The organism is Streptococcus sp. CF8_St5-11 (genome assembly GCF_024295625.1).
Taxonomy (GTDB): Bacteria; Bacillota; Bacilli; order Lactobacillales; family Streptococcaceae; genus Streptococcus.
Genome location: NZ_JANCOJ010000001.1, coordinates 317,127 through 336,516, shown reverse-complemented (window position 1 = coordinate 336,516; position 19,390 = coordinate 317,127). Strand labels below are relative to the sequence as shown.

Here is a 19,390-nt window from a genome sequence, read left to right as displayed (position 1 = left end):
AGTCTTATGCGAAAATCGTTTTATACTTGGCTGATGACGGAGCGCAATCCTAAAAGCAATGCTCCTAAGGCCATTTTGGCGGATCTTGCATTTCATGAGTCCGCTTTTCCCAAGCATACAGATGACTTCGACGAGGTCAGTCGCTATCTAGAAGAGCATGCCAGCTTTTCCTTTAATCTTGGCGATTTTGATGCGATTTGGGAAGAATACCAAGCCCACTAGAAAAGGACAGGTCGAGGATGGTTTTTTCTCGGCCTCTTTGTTATAATAATAGAAAAACACAGGTAGAGAGGTTCTTTATTTGCAAGAACATTCAGTTGAAATTACATTAACGCATCCAGACGATCTCTTTCATTTGTTTGGATCTAACGAACGCCATCTCCGTTTGATGGAGCAAGAATTTGGGGTGACTATTCATGCCCGGACAGAAATCGTCCAAATCATTGGGGAAGAAGAAAGCTGCGAGCAGGTTCGTCAAGTCATTCAGGCTCTTTTGGTCCTCGTTAACCGTGGCATGACCATTGGAACGCCGGATGTGGTGACCGCCATTACCATGGTGAGAAATGGGGAATTGGATAAGTTCATCGCTCTCTATGAAGAAGAGATTATCAAGGATAGTTACGGCAAGCCCATTCGGGTTAAAACACTTGGTCAAAAGATCTATGTCGATAGTGTCAAGAACCATGATGTCACTTTTGGGATTGGACCAGCGGGGACTGGGAAAACCTTCCTAGCAGTGACTTTGGCCGTGACCGCCCTCAAGCGTGGTCAGGTTAAGCGGATCATTTTGACGCGTCCTGCTGTAGAAGCTGGAGAGAGCCTTGGTTTCCTACCAGGGGATCTTAAAGAAAAAGTGGACCCTTATCTACGACCGGTCTATGATGCTCTTTACCAGATTTTAGGGAAAGACCAAACAACTCGGATGATGGAGCGGGAGATTATCGAGATTGCGCCTTTGGCTTATATGAGGGGGCGGACCTTGGACGATGCCTTTGTCATCCTCGATGAAGCGCAAAATACCACCATCATGCAGATGAAGATGTTTTTGACCCGTCTTGGTTTTAATTCCAAAATGATTGTCAATGGAGATACCAGCCAGATTGACCTTCCGCGAAATGTCAAATCCGGCTTGATTGATGCTCAGGAGAAATTGAAGAACATTTCTCAAATTGACTTTGTGCATTTCTCTGCTAAGGATGTCGTTCGTCATCCAGTAGTAGCAGAGATTATCCGGGCCTACGAGCCCATTCCGAATCCAGTCCTCAAAGAAGAACCAGATGTGGAAGAAGAATAAAAGAAAAGGCAAAGATCATCGGATCTTTGCCTTTTGAATGTTAGATATTAAACCAATTCATCAATTGGTGTGAAGTCACGCTCTAAACCGGTAGCAACGGGTTGGCTAGTGATGTGACCTTGGTAAGTGGTGACCCCTTGGCGCAGGCCTTCGTCGAGGGAAATTGCCTTGTGGAAGCCATTGTCAGCTAGGGATTCGACATAAGGAAGTGTAACATTGGTAAGGGCGATAGTAGAGGTACGAGCGACAGCCCCTGGGATATTGGCAACGGCATAGTGGAGTACGCCATGTTTTTCGTAAACTGGCTCCGTATGCGTTGTGACACGGTCTGCTGTTTCGATAACACCACCTTGATCAACGGCCACATCGACGATGACTGAACCGGGACGCATTTGTTTAACCATATCGTCTGTTACTAATTTAGGAGCTTTAGCACCAGGAATCAAGACAGCACCGATGACAACATCGGCATCACGGACGCTGGCTTCAATGTTAAATGGGTTGGACATAAGGGTTTGGATTTGGTGACCAAAGACATCTTCCAGAACTGCCAAACGCTTAGCGCTGATATCTAAGATAGTCACTTGGGCACCGAGTCCAAGGGCGATCCGAGCTGCATGGGTTCCAACGACCCCGCCTCCTATGATGGTGACTTTCCCTTTGGGAACACCTGGCACTCCACCTAGGAGGACACCAGACCCACCTTCTTGTTTGGTCAGGAAGTGAGCACCGATTTGCACGGCCATCCGTCCAGCAACCTCACTCATTGGCACCAAGAGAGGCAATTGTCCATCTAAGTCACGCACCGTTTCGTAGGCCACCCCAGTTGTCTTGGCTGCGACCATAGCGTCTGCTAATTCAGGTGCGGCGGCCATATGCAAGTAAGTGAAGAGCAAGAGGTCTTCGCGAAGGAAGCCATATTCTTCAGCGAGGGGTTCTTTGACTTTGACCACCATCTCAGCTGCCCAAGCTTCTGCAGCAGTTGCAACGATGGTTGCCCCTTGCTTCGTGTAATCTTCATCCGCAAAGCCAGAACCAAGTCCAGCATTTGTTTCTACCAAAACGTGATGACCTTTCTTCACCAAGCTTTGTACACCTGCAGGTGTCAAACCGACCCGATTTTCGTTGTTTTTAATTTCTTTAGGAATTCCAATGAGCATTTTTGCCTCCTTGCTCAGATTTAGGTGTAAAAAGGCCATTGGTGTGAGATGGCTCTCTTGACTCAATGACCTTTTCACTCCTTATCTGATTGTTTTGATTGATTTTATTGTATAGAAAAGTGGGTTAAAAAGCAAGAAAAATTTGAGCTTGCCTTCCTTTAGGTTATTTGCTAAACTAATCCCTAAAGAAGGAGTGTCAAATGGAAAATTTATATGTGAAGTTAGCGGCTTATCGAGAAATAGAGACTGAGCGCTTGCACTTGCGTCCGGTCACTCTTGAAGATGCACCGGCTATGTTTGAGTATGCTTCTGATGAAACAGTTACGCGCTACACTTTTCCAACCAATCAAAGTCTAGAAGAGACGCGTAATAATATTGCCCTCTTTTACCTAGCGAGCCCACTTGGAAGATGGGGGATCGAGCTCAAAGAAAATGGAAAATTTATCGGGACGATTGATTTACTGGATTTGGATCTTTGTCTGAAGAAGGGGAGTATCGGCTATGTTCTGAATAAAGACTATTGGAACCAAGGTCTTGCGACAGAGGCTACCAAGGCAGTCATTGCTCTGGCTTTTGAACAGTTAGGGATGAACAAGCTCATTGCCGTTCATGATAAGGACAACCCAGCTTCTGGACGGGTGATGGCAAAATCAGGAATGAAATATTCTCACGAGGAGCCCTACGCGATGCTAGACTTGCATGAAAAAGGGAGAATGGTGACGAGAGTTCATTATATCCTCACTAAGGAAGAATATTTGGCAGAAAAATGAGTCAGGATATTGACAAAAGACCTATCTCCATGATATAGTAGATAGGTACTGCTGGTTTAGCTCAGTCGGTAGAGCGCATCCATGGTAAGGATGAGGTCGCCGGTTCAATCCCGGCAACTAGCATAGCAGAAGAGAGAAGCTTAGAGAAGATCTAGGCTTCTTTTTTTGCGACTCCATCTTAAAAATTTTGCTTTTTTCAACAATTTTCAAAAAAACGTTGACAAGCAAGGAAATACGTGGTAAAGTTAGAACAACAAAGAGAAAGGAGAAAACCATCATGAACAAAGTAGATGTTTTGATGACACAATTGAATACACAGCTTCTCCAATCTCAGTTGAGTTCGATGTAAACTATAAATGGAACCCAAGATGGAGGAGTCTGTCTTGGGTTTTTTGTATGCATTTTTACCTGCCTTAACTGAATTGGTGATAGGTATCAGAAGGCCCAAGTGTGGACTGAGACTGCTCTCAGCTCCTTGCTTGGGTTTTTCTGTGCCATTTTGAAAAGGAGAATATATGATCAGAGCTATTTGGGAGTATATCAGGGAGCGCAAGTGGCGATATGTGAAGATCGCTATGGTCCTGATTCTTTATGATTACACCTTATTGATCCCGACGCAAGTCATCCAGCGCTTAGTGGATCATTTGAGTCAGCGGACGCTGACGCAATCGAACTTTGTATGGGATATGGTCCTCTTGGTAGGATCAGCCATCCTCAATTATCTAACGGCTTTTTATTGGCAGTTGCGACTCTTTCAGTCGTCAGTCCATTTCAAGGCAACCCTTCAGGGACAAGCGTTTCGTAAGCTAGTAGCCATGCGGCGTCCCTTTTTTGAGAAATTCCGTTCAGGGGACCTCTTGACGCGCTTCACGACAGATGTGGATGGGATGGCCGATATGGCTGGTTACGGGATGATGGTGCTCCTGTTTGGCGGTGGCTTGTTTGCCTTTATTATTCCGACCATGTTTTTCATTTCTTGGCAATTAACCTTGATTTCCTTTATTCCTATGATCTTCCTCGTCGTCTCTACCTATTTTTTAAGTAAAAAGCAGGAGGAGTATGTTGAGCAAAACCGGGAAGCAGTCGCTCAGTTGAATGATGAAGTCTTGGAGTCCATCGAAGGAATCCGGGTCATGCGGGCCTATAGTAGACGGGACCAGCAAGTCAAACAGTTTCAGAAGAAAACAGCCAGTCTATCCAAAACAGGGGACAAAATTGCCTCTATCCAGTATTCTTTTGGACCTTTAGCCCTGTTGTTTATTGGATTCTCGACAGTCTTGCTCCTGCTATTTGGAGGCCAGTCCCTGGCAAGCGGGCAGTTGAGTCTTGGGAAATTATTGGCTTTACAGCTGTATTTGGTCTTTTTAATTGAGCCTATGTGGATGATGGCAGACTTAATCTTGGTCTACCAGACAGGGCAAATGTCCTATAAAAAATTAAAAGAAGTGATTGATGAAACGGATGATCTGGAGCCAGATGGTTCTCACTACCTAGAACAGATTGATTTGGTGCAGTTTAAGGACTATTCTTTCAGCTATCCTGGTGCTGAGCGAAAGAGCCTGTCAGGCATTGATTGGACTATTCAGAAAGGACAGACGGTTGGGATTGTTGGTCGTACCGGAGCAGGAAAGACTACCCTTGTTCGACAATTCTTGCGGCAGTACCCAGTTGGTGAGGGAGAGTTTTTGATCAACCAGCAACCGATCGTGGACTACAACCGACACTCGATTGAAGAAAAAATTGGTTATGTTTCCCAAGAACATATTTTATTTTCTAAGTCTATCCGTGAGAATATAGCGCTTGGTAAAAAAGATGCCAGCCAAGAAGACTTGGTGGAAGCAGTAGCCCAAGCTGCTTTTGCGGATGATCTCAAGCGGATGTCTCAGGGAATGGACACCCTGATCGGTGAGAAAGGGGTCTCTGTATCAGGAGGTCAAAAACAACGGATCTCTTTGGCGCGTGCCTTCTTAAGAGATGCAGAGCTCTTGCTGTTAGATGATTCCCTTTCAGCGGTGGATGCGAAGACCGAACAGGCCATTATTGATACGATTCAAAAGGAACGAAAAGACAAGACGACCATCATTGTTTCTCATCGCTTGTCTGCTGTTCATCAGGCGGATTGGATCATCGTCTTGGATCAAGGTCGTATTGTAGAAGAAGGTAGGGCTAGTGATTTATTAGCTCAAGAGGGCTGGTATTATGAACAATACCAACGGCAACAAAAACAGGAAGGAGAATAAGATGAAAGTATTGAAACGATTATTATCGAGGATCACGCTTTATCCAACTGTCTTTCTTGCTGGCTTTATTTGCCTCTTACTAGCCACCATTTTTTCTGAATTGTCACCCTTTCTTCTCCAAAAGATGATCGATGGGCCTTTGACCGCACTGACCCACGGTGGCGGACAAGGGGACTTGCTTCAGATGGGAAGATTCTATCTCTTGGTCTTGAGCCTGGGGCAGCTGATTAGCTACATGGGCAATCGGATCTTACTGCATGGAAGTAATCAAGTAACCGCTAGTCTGAGAGACCAAGCCTTTCAAGTCATGCAAGGACTGCCTATTTCTTATTTTGATGATAAGCCGGCTGGGAAGATCGCGACAAGAATTGTCAATGATACGGAGACCTTGCGGACCCAGTTTTATAACTCTTGTATGATTTTAGTCATCTACTTGGTGCGTTTCCTCTTTATCCTAGGGATTCTCTTTTACCTGAGTCCTATGATGGGCCTTCTCTTGTGTTTGGTCTTTCCGATTTTCTATGGGATCCAGTATCTCTACAAGGTCATGACGGACCAGCCTATGAAGGATTTCTTTGATGCGCGAAGCGAGGTCAATACCCAGGTCAATGAACTCTTGCATGGTGCCAGTATGATTCAACTCTATCATCAAGAGCCTGGTGTGGTGGATGAGTTTGAAGCCACTACTCAGAAGATGTTAGGAGCCAATGATCGAATCCTCTTAGCCGATTCTATTGCTTCTTGGACCTTGACAGAATTGCTCAAGTTTTTAGTGATTGCAGGCATTTTGACTATCGCTGGGATTTCTTTCCTACAGGGTAATATCGGTGTGACGGCTGGTTTCTTATTTATCAATATTAACTATGTGATTAATCTATTTGATCTCATGGCCAATCTTAGTCGTCAATTCCCAAATATTCGGCGATCCTTAGAAACGGGGAGCCGCGTCCTTGCTTTCTTAGACCAACCGTTAGAGGCTGATGGTGCATTGGAACTGAATATAGAAAAGGCAGAAGTCGTGTTTGACGACGTTCAATTTGCCTATGAAGAAGGCAAGCCAGTTCTGCGGGATATTGCCTTTCAAGCAAGTCCTGGGCAAACCGTCGCTCTTGTGGGTCATACTGGATCGGGTAAGTCTTCGATTATGAACCTGCTCTATCGTTTTTATGATCCTCAAGAAGGAGCGATTTTGATCGATGGTCAAGATATTCGCCAAGTCTCTCGTGAGAGCCTACGAAGCCATATGGGGATTGTCCTGCAGGATCCTTATCTATTTACAGGAACCATTGCTAGTAATGTGGCCATGAGTCAGGATCACATTGATCGGGATGCGGTCAAAGATGCCTTGAAAAAAGTCGGAGCTTGGCCCTTTGTAGAGCGCCTTGAAAAGGGAATCGACCATCCAGTCGTAGAAAAAGGATCCGCCTTTTCAAGTGGCGAGCGCCAATTGATTTCCTTTGCGCGGACGCTCTATATGAATCCGCAAATTCTGATTTTGGATGAGGCTACCTCTCACATCGATACGGAAACAGAAGAAATCATCCAGAAGGCTATGGCAGTCCTGCAAAAGGGCCGGACCACCTTTATCATTGCCCATCGCTTGTCCACTATCCAAGATGCGGATCAGATCTTAGTCTTATCCGAAGGACGCATTGTGGAACGTGGTAGACATGAAGAACTGGTTGCACAAGGCGGGATCTATGCCCAGATGAATGCCATCCAGCAAACAGTTGTGTAAGATTGTCCTGCAAAGAAAAAGATTGAAAACCAGCCTGTATCTAGTATATAGGCTGGTTTTTGTGATATAATAAAGTGATAATAGTGAGGTGATCCAGATGTATATTGAAATGGTAGATGAGACTGGTCAAGTCTCTGACGAAATCTTAAAACAAACGCAAGAAATTTTAGAATTTGCTGCTCAAAAAATTGGGAAAGAAGACAAGGAAATGGCTGTGACTTTTGTAACCAATGAACGCAGTCATGAACTAAATCTTGAATACCGTGATACGGATCGTCCGACGGATGTCATCAGTTTAGAATACAAGCCAGAGATGGAGATTTCTTTTGATGAGGAAGACCTTGCAGAAAATCCAGAATTGGCAGAGATGATGGCTGAATTCGATACCTATATTGGTGAGCTCTTTATTTCAATTGACAAAGCGCGTGAGCAAGCCGAAGAATATGGCCACAGCTTTGAGCGCGAAATGGGATTTTTAGCAGTGCATGGTTTTCTTCACATCAATGGCTATGATCACTATACGCCGGAGGAAGAAAAGGAAATGTTTGGCTTACAGGAAGAGATTTTGACAGCCTATGGACTCACAAGACAATAAGCGAAAATGGAAAAATCGGGACTTCACTTCAAGCCTGGAGTTTGCGATAACAGGAATTTTTACTTCGATCAAGGAAGAGCGCAATATGCGCAAGCATGCCTTATCAGCCCTTGCAGCAATTCTTGCTGGTTTGGTGTTTAGGATTTCTGCGACAGAGTGGCTCTTTTTATTGCTCAGTATCACCTTGGTGATTGCTTTTGAAATTATGAATTCAGCCATTGAAAATGTGGTGGATTTAGCGAGTAACTACCATTTCTCCATGTTGGCAAAGAATGCCAAAGACATGGCGGCTGGAGCAGTCCTTGTCGTATCAGGTTTTGCCCTACTAACAGGACTGGTGATTTTTGTGCCCAAATTCTGGGCCTTGGTATTTGGATAAGAGGGAGTATGCCCTCGTGAAAGGATAATATGACATTTAAATCAGGTTTTGTAGCCATTTTAGGACGTCCCAATGTTGGGAAGTCAACTTTTTTGAACCACGTCATGGGGCAAAAAATTGCCATCATGAGTGACAAAGCGCAGACAACGCGCAATAAGATTATGGGGATTTATACGACGGATAAGGAACAGATCGTCTTTATCGATACCCCAGGGATTCACAAACCCAAGACAGCGCTTGGAGACTTCATGGTGGAGTCGGCCTATAGTACCCTTCGAGAAGTGGATACCGTTCTCTTTATGGTGCCAGCAGATGAGCCACGTGGGAAGGGCGATGACATGATCATCGAGCGCCTCAAGGCTGCTAAGGTGCCGGTTATTCTGGTGGTCAACAAGATCGACAAGGTGCACCCTGACCAACTCTTGGCGCAAATCGATGACTTCCGTAGTCAGATGGATTTCAAGGAAATCGTGCCGATTTCAGCCCTTCAAGGAAACAATGTTTCGCGTTTGATTGATATTTTAAGTGAAAACTTAGAAGAAGGTTTTCAATATTTCCCTGCTGACCAAATCACTGACCACCCAGAGCGCTTCTTGGTCTCTGAAATGATCCGTGAAAAGGTCTTGCACTTGACGCGGGAAGAAATTCCCCACTCTGTGGCAGTAGTAGTGGATTCTATGAAGCGGGATGAAGAGACAGATAAGGTCCATATCCGTGCAACCATCATGGTCGAGCGCGATAGCCAAAAAGGTATTGTCATCGGAAAAGGCGGCGCCATGCTTAAGAAGATCGGAACCCTTGCGCGTAAGGATATTGAGCTCATGCTAGGGGACAAGGTCTTCCTAGAAACATGGGTCAAGGTCAAGAAAAATTGGCGGGATAAGAAATTGGATCTTGCCGATTTTGGATACAACGAAAAAGAATATTAAGAAGAGGTGGGCAGAAGCCTGCTTCTTGTTTTTGAAAGGAGTTCTATGCCTGAATTACCAGAAGTAGAGACCGTTCGACGAGGTCTTGAGAAATTAATTCTTGGGAAAACCATCCAGTCAGTGGAAGTAAAGTATCCAAAGATGATTCAGACGGATCTGGATGCTTTTCGACAAGATCTCCCAGGCCAAGAAATTCGGGCCATGGGGCGCCGTGGGAAATACCTTTTATTTTATCTGACGGATCTGGTCCTCATCTCGCATTTGCGGATGGAAGGCAAGTATTTCTTTTATCCAGACGAGGTTCCTCTTCGCAAGCATGCCCATGTCTTCTTTCATTTTACAGATGGTAGCACTCTGGTCTATGAAGATGTCCGCAAGTTTGGGACCATGGAAGTCCTCATACCTGAGCTTGTCGAGAGCTATTTTTTGGCGAAAAAGATTGGTCCAGAGCCAACGGAAGCGGATTTTAAAGAACCAGCCTTCCAAGCAGCTCTTAAAAAATCAAAGAAACCAATTAAATCAGCTCTTTTAGACCAAAAATTAGTGGCTGGTCTGGGCAATATATATGTGGATGAGGTCCTTTATCGAGCCAAGGTTCATCCAGCCCGTTTGGGTCAAAGCTTGACTGCTAGAGAAGCCAAAGTAATCCGCAAAGAAACGATTGCTGTGCTTGCTCAAGCTGTTGAAAAGGGTGGCTCCACCATTCGCTCCTACAGCAATGCTTTTGGAGAAGACGGCACCATGCAGGAAGAACACCAGGTCTATGGAAAAACAGGCCAGCCGTGTTTGCGCTGCGGGACGCCGATTGAGAAAATTCAGCTGGGGGGACGTGGAACCCATTTTTGCCCTCACTGCCAAAAGGAGAACTAGATGGCGAGAATCATTGGATTAACAGGAGGGATTGCTTCAGGAAAGTCCACTGTCACCTCCTATTTGAGAGAAAAAGGCTATCCGGTTATTGATGCTGATCGAGTGGTCCATGACTTGCAAGCACCAGGAGGAGCTCTCTACCGTGTCTTAGTAGATCATTTTGGGAGAGAGATCCTTACCAAAGAAGGAGAGCTGGACCGCGTCGCTTTGGGTCAGCGGATCTTTTCAAATCCTAGTGAAAGAAACTGGTCCAATCGCGTCCAAGGAAGGCTTATTCGTGAGGCTCTAGCTGAGGTAAGAGACAGACAAGCTGCACAATCCGATCTCATTTTTATGGATATTCCTCTCTTAATCGAGCAAGGCTATGAAGATTGGTTTGAATCTGTCTGGTTGGTAGCTGTATCAAAAGAAACCCAGCTCAAGCGTCTGATGGAACGCAACCACTTATCAGAACTGCAGGCCCAAGAACGCATCGCGTCTCAAATGCCGCTAGATGAAAAAAGAGCCCATGCAGATCTGGTCTTAGACAATAATGGCGATCTAACGGCCCTCTATGCTCAATTAGATGCAGCCCTAAAACAATTAGAAAGAAGATGATTTTATCACAAGAGAAATCAATTGGCGTAAAAATCTATATATTGCCTGGATCGGCTGCTTTTTCATCGGAGCCAGCCTTTCTTTAGTCGTTCCTTTTATGGCCCTCTTTGTGGAAGAGTTGGGTGTTACGGGCAAGGCTGTTCCCCTTTATGCTGGCATAGCCGTTGCGAGTTCTTCTGTGACCTCTGCGATCATGTCTCCCATCTGGGGGAGCTTAGCCGACCGCTATGGTCGAAAACCCATGATGCTTAGAGCCTCCATTGCCATGACACTGACCATGGGAGGCATTGCCTTTGTACCATCCGTCTTTTGGCTCTTGGTCCTACGCTTGCTCAATGGGGTCTTTTCAGGCTTTGTCCCCAATAGTACAGCCCTGATTGCCAGTCAAGTTCCAAAGGACCAATCTGGCTACGCTCTAGGGACTTTATCGACTGGTGTCGTGGCTGGAACCTTGATGGGGCCTTTGATTGGGGGACTCATTGCTGAAAATCTAGGCATGCGCAATGTCTTTCTCTTGGTCGGCTTCTTCTTATTTTTGGTTTCCCTCTTAACCTTCTGGGGCATTGAGGAAGACTATGAGCCCCTTCCAAAAGAAGAACAAAAATCCAGTTGGGAGTTGCTCATGTCCATTCAGCAAAAAGATATCCTCTTGGGACTCTTTTTGACCAGCATGACCATTCAAATGATCGCCCAATCTATTTCTCCGATCCTGCCTCTTTATGTGCGAGCTTTGGGACAAAGAGATAACCTGATCTTTGTATCGGGGATGATTGTTTCAGCTATGGGAGTCTCTAGTATGCTCTTTTCAGGTTGGATGGGAAAACTCGGAGACCGAATCGGGAATCACCGGCTCTTATTAATCGCCCTTCTCTATAGTGGCTGTCTCTATATCCTTTGTGCCCAAGCGCAATCACCCCTTCAATTAGGGATTTTACGCTTCCTCTTTGGGATCGGGACAGGAGCCCTACTACCTGGAGTTTCTGCATTATTGAATCGTTTAACCCCTCCTGAAGGGATTTCTCGGATCTTTAGCTACAACCAGCTCTTTTATTACTTAGGTGGTGTATTAGGGCCAATGATGGGGTCGAGTATTTTCATGCATTTTGGCTATCATTGGGTATTTTACGGTACAGCCCTTTTGGCTTTTACCGATTTGATGTTCCTCTTATTCTTATTTAGAAAGTATTTGAAAGTGAGAGACGTACGTGCGAATTAAAGTTCAATTGACCTGCACCAGCTGTGGGAGTCAGAATTATTTGACCAGTAAAAATACCAAAACCCATCCTGAAAAGATCGAGGTCTTGAAGTATTGTCCCAAGGAAAGAAAAGTAACCTTACATATTGAATCAAAATGATTTTCATGGTATAATAGTGAAGATTTTAAGGAGTTTTGAATATGAGCGGAGCATTAACAACTATTTTACTAGTATTATCAGTATTGATTATTATCGCAATTTTTATGCAACCAACAAAAAACCAATCGAGCAACGTCTTTGACGCAAGCTCAAATGACTTGTTTGAACGTTCAAAAGCGCGCGGGTTTGAAGCCGTGATGCAGCGTTTAACAGCTATTATGATCTTCTTTTGGTTATTGATCGCGATGATCTTAATGGTACTTTCTAGTAGATAAGATAGGCTCAGACAATGTCTTTGCCTATTTTTATTTTGTAAAACAAAGACACAAGTGGATAGAAAAAAGGAGGCTGGATAACCAGCAAATAAATCAATGAAAACAAGTATTAAAGAATATTTACAAGAGCATGACAAGGCCCAGATCAATGATCTGGCAGCAGCTCTAGGAAAGGAAGGGTCTAAGGATTTCCGTGACTTGGTCAAAACCATCTCTCTGATGGAACGCCGTCATGAGTTGAAATTCGAAGATGATGGCTCTCTTCGTTTGGCTCAAAAGAAGGCCCCAGCTATTACCCTCAAGGGGATCTTTCATGCGCATAAGAATGGCTTTGGCTTTGTCAGTTTAGAAGGCGAAGAAGAGGACCTCTTTGTTGGCCGAAATGATGTCAACCACGCTATCGATGGTGACACCGTTGAGATCGTCATTACCAAGGTGGCAGACCGAAACAAAGGAACAGCAGCAGAAGCTAAGATTATTGATGTTTTGGAGCATAGCATCAAAACGGTAGTTGGACAAATCGTTCTGGATGAGGAAAAACCTAAATATGCCGGCTACATTCGTTCGAAAAATCAAAAGATCAGCCAGCTGATCTATGTGAAGAAGCCAGCCATTCAATTGGAAGGGACCGAAATCCTCAAGGTCGAAATTGATCAATACCCGAGCCGCAAGCACAATTATTTTGTGGCGACTGTGCGGGATGTGGTCGGTCATGTGACAGATCCAGGAATCGATGTCTTGGAAGTGTTAGAATCCATGGACATTGTCTCAGAATTTCCAGAAGAAGTGCTGAAAGAGGCCGAGAATGTTCCAGATGCACCGTCTGCAAAGGATTTAGAGGGACGGTTAGATCTGCGAGAGGAGATCACCTTTACCATCGATGGGGCAGATGCCAAAGACTTGGACGATGCAGTCCATATCAAGCTACTCAAGAACGGCAACTTTGAGCTGGGTGTTCACATCGCAGATGTTTCTTATTATGTTACAGAAGGTTCAGCACTCGACAAGGAAGCTCTTAATCGGGCGACTTCTGTCTATGTGACCGACCGAGTAGTACCCATGTTGCCAGAGCGTCTCTCCAATGGGATCTGTTCTTTAAATCCGAATGTGGACCGCCTGACCCAGTCTGCCATCATGGAGATCGATCCTCATGGCAAGGTCGTCAAGCATACCATTACCCAAACAGTGATCAATACAACCTTCCGAATGACATATAGCGACGTCAATGATATCTTAGCGGGCGACGAAGAAAAGGCTCAAACCTTTAAGAAAATTGTCCCAAGTATTCATCAAATGGCCACCTTGCATGGCATTCTAGAAAGCATGCGGATTCGTCGCGGCGCCCTTAATTTTGATACCAATGAGGCTAAAATCCTGGTCAATAAAGAAGGAAAACCGGTCGATATCGTCCTTCGTCAAAGAGGAATTGCTGAGCGGATGATCGAGTCCTTTATGCTGATTGCCAATGAAACAGTGGCGGAGCACTTTACACGACTAGAACTGCCGTTCATCTACCGGATCCACGAAGATCCAAAGGCAGAAAAAGTACAGAAGTTTATCGATTATGCTTCTAGCTTCGGGATCCAAATCTACGGAACGGCTAGTGAGATGAGCCAAGAAGCCCTGCAAGAAATTATGCGCAAGGTCGAAGGGGAACCCTATGCAGATGTCCTTTCGATGATGTTGTTGCGCTCGATGCAGCAGGCTCGCTACTCAGAGCATAACCATGGCCACTATGGGCTTGCTGCTGAGTATTATACCCACTTTACCAGTCCCATCCGTCGGTATCCGGACCTGATGGTTCATCGAATGGTGCGCGAATATGGAAAATCCCAAGAAGTAGCTGAACACTTTGAACAAGTCCTTCCGGACATTGCCAGCCAATCCTCTAGTCGGGAACGTCGAGCTATTGATGCGGAGCGCGAAGTAGAAGCCATGAAGAAGGCAGAATACATGGAAGACTATGTTGGGGAAGAGTACGATGCCGTGGTTTCCAGTGTGGTAAAATTTGGCCTCTTTGTGGAGTTGCCAAATACGGTTGAAGGCTTGATCCATATTACCAATCTCCCTGAATTCTACCATTTTAACGAACGAGATCTAACCCTTCGCGGGGAAAAATCAGGAGTAACCTTCCGTGTCGGTCAGCAAATCCGAATCAAGGTAGAAAGAGCCGACAAGATGACAGGAGAGATTGATTTCTCTTATATTCCAAGTGAATGGGATGTCGTCGAAAAAGGCCTCAAGTCTAAAGGACGTGACCGAGATGGCAATCGTAGAGATCGCAGACGCAAGGACAAAAAAGTTTCTAAGGGATCAACTGCTAGAAAAGATGACAAGCGGAAAGATTCTTCCTATAAATCCAAAAAGAAAAAAGGGAAGAAACCATTTTACAAGGAAGTAGCAAAGAAAGGAGCCAAACATGGCAAAGGGCGAAGGAAAGGTAGTCGCGCAAAATAAAAAGGCGAGACATGACTACACCATCGTGGATACGATTGAAGCAGGGATGGTGCTGACGGGGACAGAGATCAAAAGTGTCCGTGCAGCACGCATTAACTTGAAAGATGGCTTTGCACAAGTAAAAAATGGCGAAGTTTGGCTTAGCAATGTCCACATTGCTCCTTACGAAGAAGGCAATATCTGGAACCAAGATCCAGACCGTCGTCGCAAGCTCCTGCTTCATAAAAAGCAAATCCAAAAGCTGGACCAAGACACCAAAGGGACCGGAATGACCTTGGTGCCTTTGAAGGTCTATCTCAAGGACGGCTATGCCAAATTGCTTTTGGGACTCGCTAAAGGGAAACATGATTATGACAAGCGTGAATCCATCAAGCGTCGGGAACAAAACCGAGACATCGCACGGGTCATGAAACAATACAATACACGTTAAAGAAAAAGGCAGTTTTGAAACTTGTTTCAGATCTGTCTTTTTTATGGTTTCTGCTTGTAATCGCTTGCAAAAGAAATGCTTATATTATATACTAAAATTAGGGTGTTGGTATAGTTGCTTTTCTTAGGCTTGAAAGTTTTTCTAGCCTCTTTTGTAGTCAATAAGGAGAAAGACTATGAAGAAAATCCTATTCAAACTACTGTTTGGCCTCATGCTGATCGCTCTCTTCCCTGTGCAGGTCGCACAAGCCTGTTCGGCCTTCATTGTAGGGAAGGACTTAACCACGGATGGCTCCATGCTCTATGGCCGTACAGAGGACTATCCCTACGCACCAGATGGTGGGCGCCACAATCAAAACTTTGTTGTAGTTCCAGCAAAGGACTACAAGGAAGGGGATAAGATCGAAGATGAGTCCAATGGCTTTACCTATCCTCATTTGAGCCATGAAATGAAGTACACAGCGACCTATGATGCTGCGCGTGGTGATGGAAGTAACGGGAATTTCGGAGCTCATGGTTTTAATGAAGTGGGCGTGTCAATGACAGCGACAGTATCAGCGACTCCTCATGACAAGATTTTGAAAGCCGACCCTTTGGTCAAGGATGGCCTACCAGAAGCTTCCATGATCGACTTGGTCTTGCCTCGTGCAAAAACTGCTCGAGAAGGAATCGAAATTGTTGCCAAGACCTTGGATGAAAAAGGTTCTGCCGAAGGGAACATTATCGTTGTAGCAGATAAAAATGAGCTCTGGTACATGGAAATCCTCTCAGGTCACCAATATGTGGCTATTAAATTCCCACAAGACCGCTATGCTATTTTTGCCAATACCTACTATCTGGGACATGTGGATCTTAAGGATAAGGACAATGTCATTGCTTCAAAAGATGTAGAAGCAGTAGCTAAGAAAGCAGATCACTATAAGACGGATAAGGATGGCAAGTTCCATATTGCGGACTCTTATGGTCCGGACGAATACACCGAACGCAACCGCTCACGGACCTATGCAGGGATTACCTTGATGGATCCAAAAGCGGATGTCAAATATGATGATCAACACTTTGATCTGCTTCGTAAACCAACAGATCCTTCTAAAAAGTATAGTCTAGAAGATGTTTTCGCAGAACAACGGAACCGTTTTGAACACCTCAAACAATTTACAGCAGATGACTTGGCCGAACCAGGAAAAAAAGTCGATACCAAGAAATACAAGTATGCTCTAGGAAATGAAAACGTCATTGATGCCCATGTCTATCAAATCAAGAAAGACTTGCCAAGTCCATTTGGTGGAATCGTTTGGTTGGGTCTTGCCCAAAGTCGCAATACCCCATATGTCCCATTCTATGGCTTGGTCAATGACACCTACGGTGCCTTTAAAGTCCGCTCTGCTAAGTACGATCCAACTTCATGGTATTGGGCTGTTTGGCACATCGACCAAATGGTCATGAAATATCCAGACCTCTTTGGTACCAGTATCCAAGATAAATGGAAAGAAATGGAAACCGGCTGGATCAAGGAACAAGCTGCTTTGGATAAAAAATACAGTGGTCTCACAGATGACCAAGCCAAAGCCCTTCAAGGTGAAGTCACCAAGGAATCCATGGACCGTGCGGATGTAATCTTCAAACAAATCAAGGCTACTGAAAAGGAAATGGAAGATAAGATCCGTGAGGAAAAGGGCTTGGAAGCAGACTTTGTCTATGATGGCTATAATAAAGCGAACTTAATGGCTGCTGCTGAAAAAGATCCTTCAGATAAGAAGCCAGAAACTTGTCAGGAAGCTCTTGGAGATACCCCTAAAAAGGCTAGCCAGACCCAAGATTCAAGTGTGGTCTTCTCAGTCCTTCTTGGAGTATTGGCCGTTTGTGGATTTAGTTTGGCTGGATTCTTTTATAAGAAATCAAAAAAATAAAGAGGATGATGAGATCCTAACATGGAGGTTCCGCTAGAAAGCGGGGCCTCTTTTTCCAACTTGTAAAAAGGGGCTTTTTTCTGTATGATAAGGGTACAGAAAGAAAAAGGAGAAGCAGCATGACACAAAAATTGATCGCTTACAAGCGCATGCCTATCTGGACCAAGGATACCATGCCAGAAGCTCTTCAAAGAAAGCACAATACCAAGGTAGGAACCTGGGGAAAGATTACAGTTTTAAAGGGTCAATTACGATTTATTGAATTGACCGAAGAGGGGGAAGAAATTGCGAGCCACCTCTTTGAAGCAGGAGCAGAAAACCCCATGGCCGAACCCCAGGCCTGGCACCGTGTGGAAGCGGCGACTGACGATGTGGAGTGGTACCTAGAATTTTACTGTGAGCCAAAAGACTATTTCCCCAAAAAGTACAACACCAATCCTGTCCATTCAGAAGTGCTAGAAGCAGTGGGCATTGTCCCCGCTGGAAAGGCATTGGATCTAGGATGCGGGCAAGGACGCAACGCCCTCTTTTTGGCCCAACATGGCTTTGACGTGACAGCAGTAGACCAAAATGAACTGGCTCTTGAGATCTTACAAAGTATTGTCGCTGAGGAAGATCTGGACATGCCTGTGGGTCTCTATGATATCAATTCTGCAGCTCTTACCCAAAACTATGATTTCATCGTATCGACTGTGGTCCTCATGTTTTTAGACGCTGATCGGATTCCAGCGATTATCCGCAATATGCAAGAGCATACCAATCCAGGTGGTTACAATCTCATTGTCTGTGCCATGGATACGGAAGATTATCCTTGCCAGATGCCCTTCTCGTTCACCTTTAAAGAAGGAGAATTGGCGGAGTATTACAAGGATTGGGAATTGGTCAAGTACAATGAAAATCCTGGCCATCTCCATCGTCGAGATGAGAATGGCCATCGGATTCAACTTCGATTTGCAACCATGTTGGCAAAGAAAAAATAAAGAAAAAGCAGGATGTTAAGATCCTGCCCTCAGATTGAAGACAAAGTCATATAAAAAACTTTCCTTAGGTGAGTACGGACGTCAGCGAACTTCTTCGAAGTTCCAAGACTTAGTTTTGAGCCTAGGGTCTCAAAACTCCCGAGTGCCTGAAATGTTATTGTTTCAGGCACTTTTCTCACAGCGGAAAGTTTCGGTATTTTCTTGAATCGATTTAAAAATTGGAACTCATTTTTATTTTTTTTTGCAAAATCGCTTAACTTATTTTACTTTAAAGTAATTTGTCTACATTCTAAAAGCAGGAGCCTAGCATCCTGCTTTTTTGCTTTCTACAAACAAGTTGAACAAGGTGATCTATATGTTGTTCATTTGCCAAAAAGAAAAACCTTCTCCATAAAGGTAGGAAAAGGTTGGGGAATTTAGTTCCAGCTAGCAAAGTCGCAGACGCTGAGAATGATCGTCCCGATTTCGATTGGCTCTTCCTTGGCACCGGATTCTAACCAGGTCACAATTACAGATTCAATCGTAGCGATGAAAATTTCTAGCCCATACTTGTATGGAACTTGAAAGTCTGAAATGATGTGTTCTTTCGCATGGGGAGTATCGTCTAGTGCATGGAGGGTAAAACTTCTTACCAATTTACGGAAGTCCGAGCAGCAGGATTGGGACAAGGCATAAATAAAATCATAATTCTCTTTAATAGCAGTCAAGACATTGAGAAAATTCACCTTGACAGGGCTTCCTTCAACGAAGAGGCTATCCAATTCTTGCATCATGTCCATTTTCATTTGCTCAAACATGTCGTATTTATCGACATAGTGCAAGTAGAAGGTCCCGCGGTTAATCCCAGCGGTTTCAGTTAATTGTCGAATAGTGATGCTTTCAAAAGGTTGTTGCAAGAGGAGTTTTGAGAGCGCATTTCGTAAGTCTGACTTGGTTGTTGTTTGTCTTTGGCGTACCATATGTTCCTTTCTGTAATTGTATAAATTTATTCTTATTTATTTGACGTTAAAATAATTTATATGTTAAATAATTTCACGACACTAACAAAGAGCATTATACTCCAAAAGAATAAATTAGACAACAATTCTCATTTTTGTACAGATAACGAAAAATGTACAAAAATTTTACAAGTTTATGAGTGACGGGCACTGGCAAGATTTTGTGAAAATCTCACAACAATTAGTGATTTAAAATAATTCCCTCCTAAAAAAATGGTCAGGAAATTTTTAGGAAAAGGAGGAGCAAGATGGAAAAGGGAGTGTAATAAACCAAAAGAGGCTGGGACAAAAGTCCTAGCCTCTAAATCATTTTTGGATTGTCGAGCAAGACGCAGTGGTTGAGTGGGCTCTACTACACTGATTTCATCAGCTTTTACAGCCCTACTCAACTGTGCGGATGTGGGACGACGAAAT

19 protein-coding genes and 1 tRNA gene are annotated in these 19,390 nt (G+C 44.4%); 18 read left to right on the top strand and 2 right to left on the bottom strand.

Going from position 1 to position 19,390, the window contains the following annotated elements:
• Window positions 1–6 precede the first annotated feature (6 nt).
• Both NMM13_RS01600 and NMM13_RS01595 read left to right on the top strand, forming a co-directional pair.
• Window positions 7–222 (top strand): YozE family protein, encoded by a 216-nt coding sequence (locus tag NMM13_RS01600; RefSeq protein ID WP_003005127.1) that lies wholly within the window; start codon window positions 7–9, stop codon window positions 220–222.
• Window positions 223–301: 79 nt separating this feature from the next.
• The gene (locus NMM13_RS01595) at window positions 302–1,294 is read left to right on the top strand and encodes a PhoH family protein (protein WP_014713681.1); all 993 of its coding nucleotides are present in this window, start codon (window positions 302–304) and stop codon (window positions 1,292–1,294) included.
• 47 nt (window positions 1,295–1,341) lie between these two features.
• On the opposite strand, the gene ald is transcribed toward NMM13_RS01595, so the two are convergent.
• Complete coding sequence (gene ald, locus NMM13_RS01590) at window positions 1,342–2,454, bottom strand: alanine dehydrogenase (protein ID WP_041826407.1); 1,113 nt, start codon at window positions 2,452–2,454, stop codon at window positions 1,342–1,344.
• A gap of 200 nt (window positions 2,455–2,654) precedes the next feature.
• Between ald and NMM13_RS01585 the strand changes: the two genes are divergently transcribed.
• From NMM13_RS01585 to tehB, 16 genes are all read left to right on the top strand, one after another.
• On the top strand, window positions 2,655–3,224 hold the full coding sequence (locus NMM13_RS01585) for a GNAT family N-acetyltransferase (RefSeq protein WP_014713679.1): 570 nt from the start codon (window positions 2,655–2,657) through the stop codon (window positions 3,222–3,224).
• A gap of 50 nt (window positions 3,225–3,274) precedes the next feature.
• A tRNA-Thr gene (locus NMM13_RS01580) sits at window positions 3,275–3,347 on the top strand.
• A gap of 392 nt (window positions 3,348–3,739) precedes the next feature.
• The gene (gene tetA(46) / locus NMM13_RS01575; RefSeq protein WP_254727159.1) at window positions 3,740–5,464 is read left to right on the top strand and encodes a tetracycline efflux ABC transporter Tet(46) subunit A; all 1,725 of its coding nucleotides are present in this window, start codon (window positions 3,740–3,742) and stop codon (window positions 5,462–5,464) included.
• A gap of 1 nt (window position 5,465) precedes the next feature.
• Window positions 5,466–7,202 (top strand): tetracycline efflux ABC transporter Tet(46) subunit B, encoded by a 1,737-nt coding sequence (gene tetB(46) / locus NMM13_RS01570; protein WP_254727156.1) that lies wholly within the window; start codon window positions 5,466–5,468, stop codon window positions 7,200–7,202.
• 97 nt (window positions 7,203–7,299) lie between these two features.
• Complete coding sequence (ybeY, locus tag NMM13_RS01565; protein WP_003005431.1) at window positions 7,300–7,797, top strand: rRNA maturation RNase YbeY; 498 nt, start codon at window positions 7,300–7,302, stop codon at window positions 7,795–7,797.
• Window positions 7,778–8,176, top strand: a complete 399-nt coding sequence (locus NMM13_RS01560; protein ID WP_021153635.1) for a diacylglycerol kinase family protein — start codon at window positions 7,778–7,780, stop codon at window positions 8,174–8,176. Before ybeY ends, NMM13_RS01560 begins: the two co-directional genes overlap by 20 nt.
• Window positions 8,177–8,205: 29 nt before the next feature.
• A complete protein-coding gene (era, locus tag NMM13_RS01555; RefSeq protein WP_003004993.1) occupies window positions 8,206–9,105 on the top strand; it encodes a GTPase Era in 900 nt (299 codons plus the stop codon).
• A 45-nt stretch (window positions 9,106–9,150) separates the two neighbouring features.
• On the top strand, window positions 9,151–9,975 hold the full coding sequence (mutM, locus tag NMM13_RS01550) for a DNA-formamidopyrimidine glycosylase (protein ID WP_201087818.1): 825 nt from the start codon (window positions 9,151–9,153) through the stop codon (window positions 9,973–9,975).
• Window positions 9,976–10,572, top strand: a complete 597-nt coding sequence (gene coaE, locus NMM13_RS01545; RefSeq protein WP_254727153.1) for a dephospho-CoA kinase — start codon at window positions 9,976–9,978, stop codon at window positions 10,570–10,572.
• A gap of 16 nt (window positions 10,573–10,588) precedes the next feature.
• A complete protein-coding gene (locus NMM13_RS01540) occupies window positions 10,589–11,788 on the top strand; it encodes a multidrug efflux MFS transporter (RefSeq protein ID WP_277612641.1) in 1,200 nt (399 codons plus the stop codon).
• Window positions 11,778–11,927: a 50S ribosomal protein L33 gene (rpmG, locus tag NMM13_RS01535; RefSeq protein WP_003005699.1), complete on the top strand. Its 150-nt coding sequence runs from the start codon at window positions 11,778–11,780 to the stop codon at window positions 11,925–11,927. Before NMM13_RS01540 ends, rpmG begins: the two co-directional genes overlap by 11 nt.
• A 41-nt stretch (window positions 11,928–11,968) precedes the next feature.
• On the top strand, window positions 11,969–12,202 hold the full coding sequence (gene secG, locus NMM13_RS01530) for a preprotein translocase subunit SecG (protein ID WP_003008189.1): 234 nt from the start codon (window positions 11,969–11,971) through the stop codon (window positions 12,200–12,202).
• Between the two features lie 96 nt (window positions 12,203–12,298).
• A complete protein-coding gene (gene rnr / locus NMM13_RS01525) occupies window positions 12,299–14,659 on the top strand; it encodes a ribonuclease R (RefSeq protein WP_254727149.1) in 2,361 nt (786 codons plus the stop codon).
• Window positions 14,622–15,089: an SsrA-binding protein SmpB gene (gene smpB, locus NMM13_RS01520; RefSeq protein WP_003005443.1), complete on the top strand. Its 468-nt coding sequence runs from the start codon at window positions 14,622–14,624 to the stop codon at window positions 15,087–15,089. The genes rnr and smpB overlap by 38 nt, the downstream gene beginning before the upstream one ends.
• 175 nt (window positions 15,090–15,264) lie before the next feature.
• Window positions 15,265–16,998 carry a C69 family dipeptidase gene (locus NMM13_RS01515; RefSeq protein ID WP_254727146.1) on the top strand — a complete coding sequence of 578 codons (1,734 nt, stop codon included), beginning with the start codon at window positions 15,265–15,267 and terminating at the stop codon, window positions 16,996–16,998.
• A 119-nt stretch (window positions 16,999–17,117) separates the two neighbouring features.
• Window positions 17,118–17,978, top strand: a complete 861-nt coding sequence (tehB, locus tag NMM13_RS01510; RefSeq protein ID WP_254727144.1) for an SAM-dependent methyltransferase TehB — start codon at window positions 17,118–17,120, stop codon at window positions 17,976–17,978.
• A gap of 416 nt (window positions 17,979–18,394) precedes the next feature.
• On the opposite strand, the gene NMM13_RS01505 is transcribed toward tehB, so the two are convergent.
• Window positions 18,395–18,937: a TetR/AcrR family transcriptional regulator gene (locus tag NMM13_RS01505; protein WP_049483745.1), complete on the bottom strand. Its 543-nt coding sequence runs from the start codon at window positions 18,935–18,937 to the stop codon at window positions 18,395–18,397.
• Window positions 18,938–19,390: the final 453 nt, after the last annotated feature.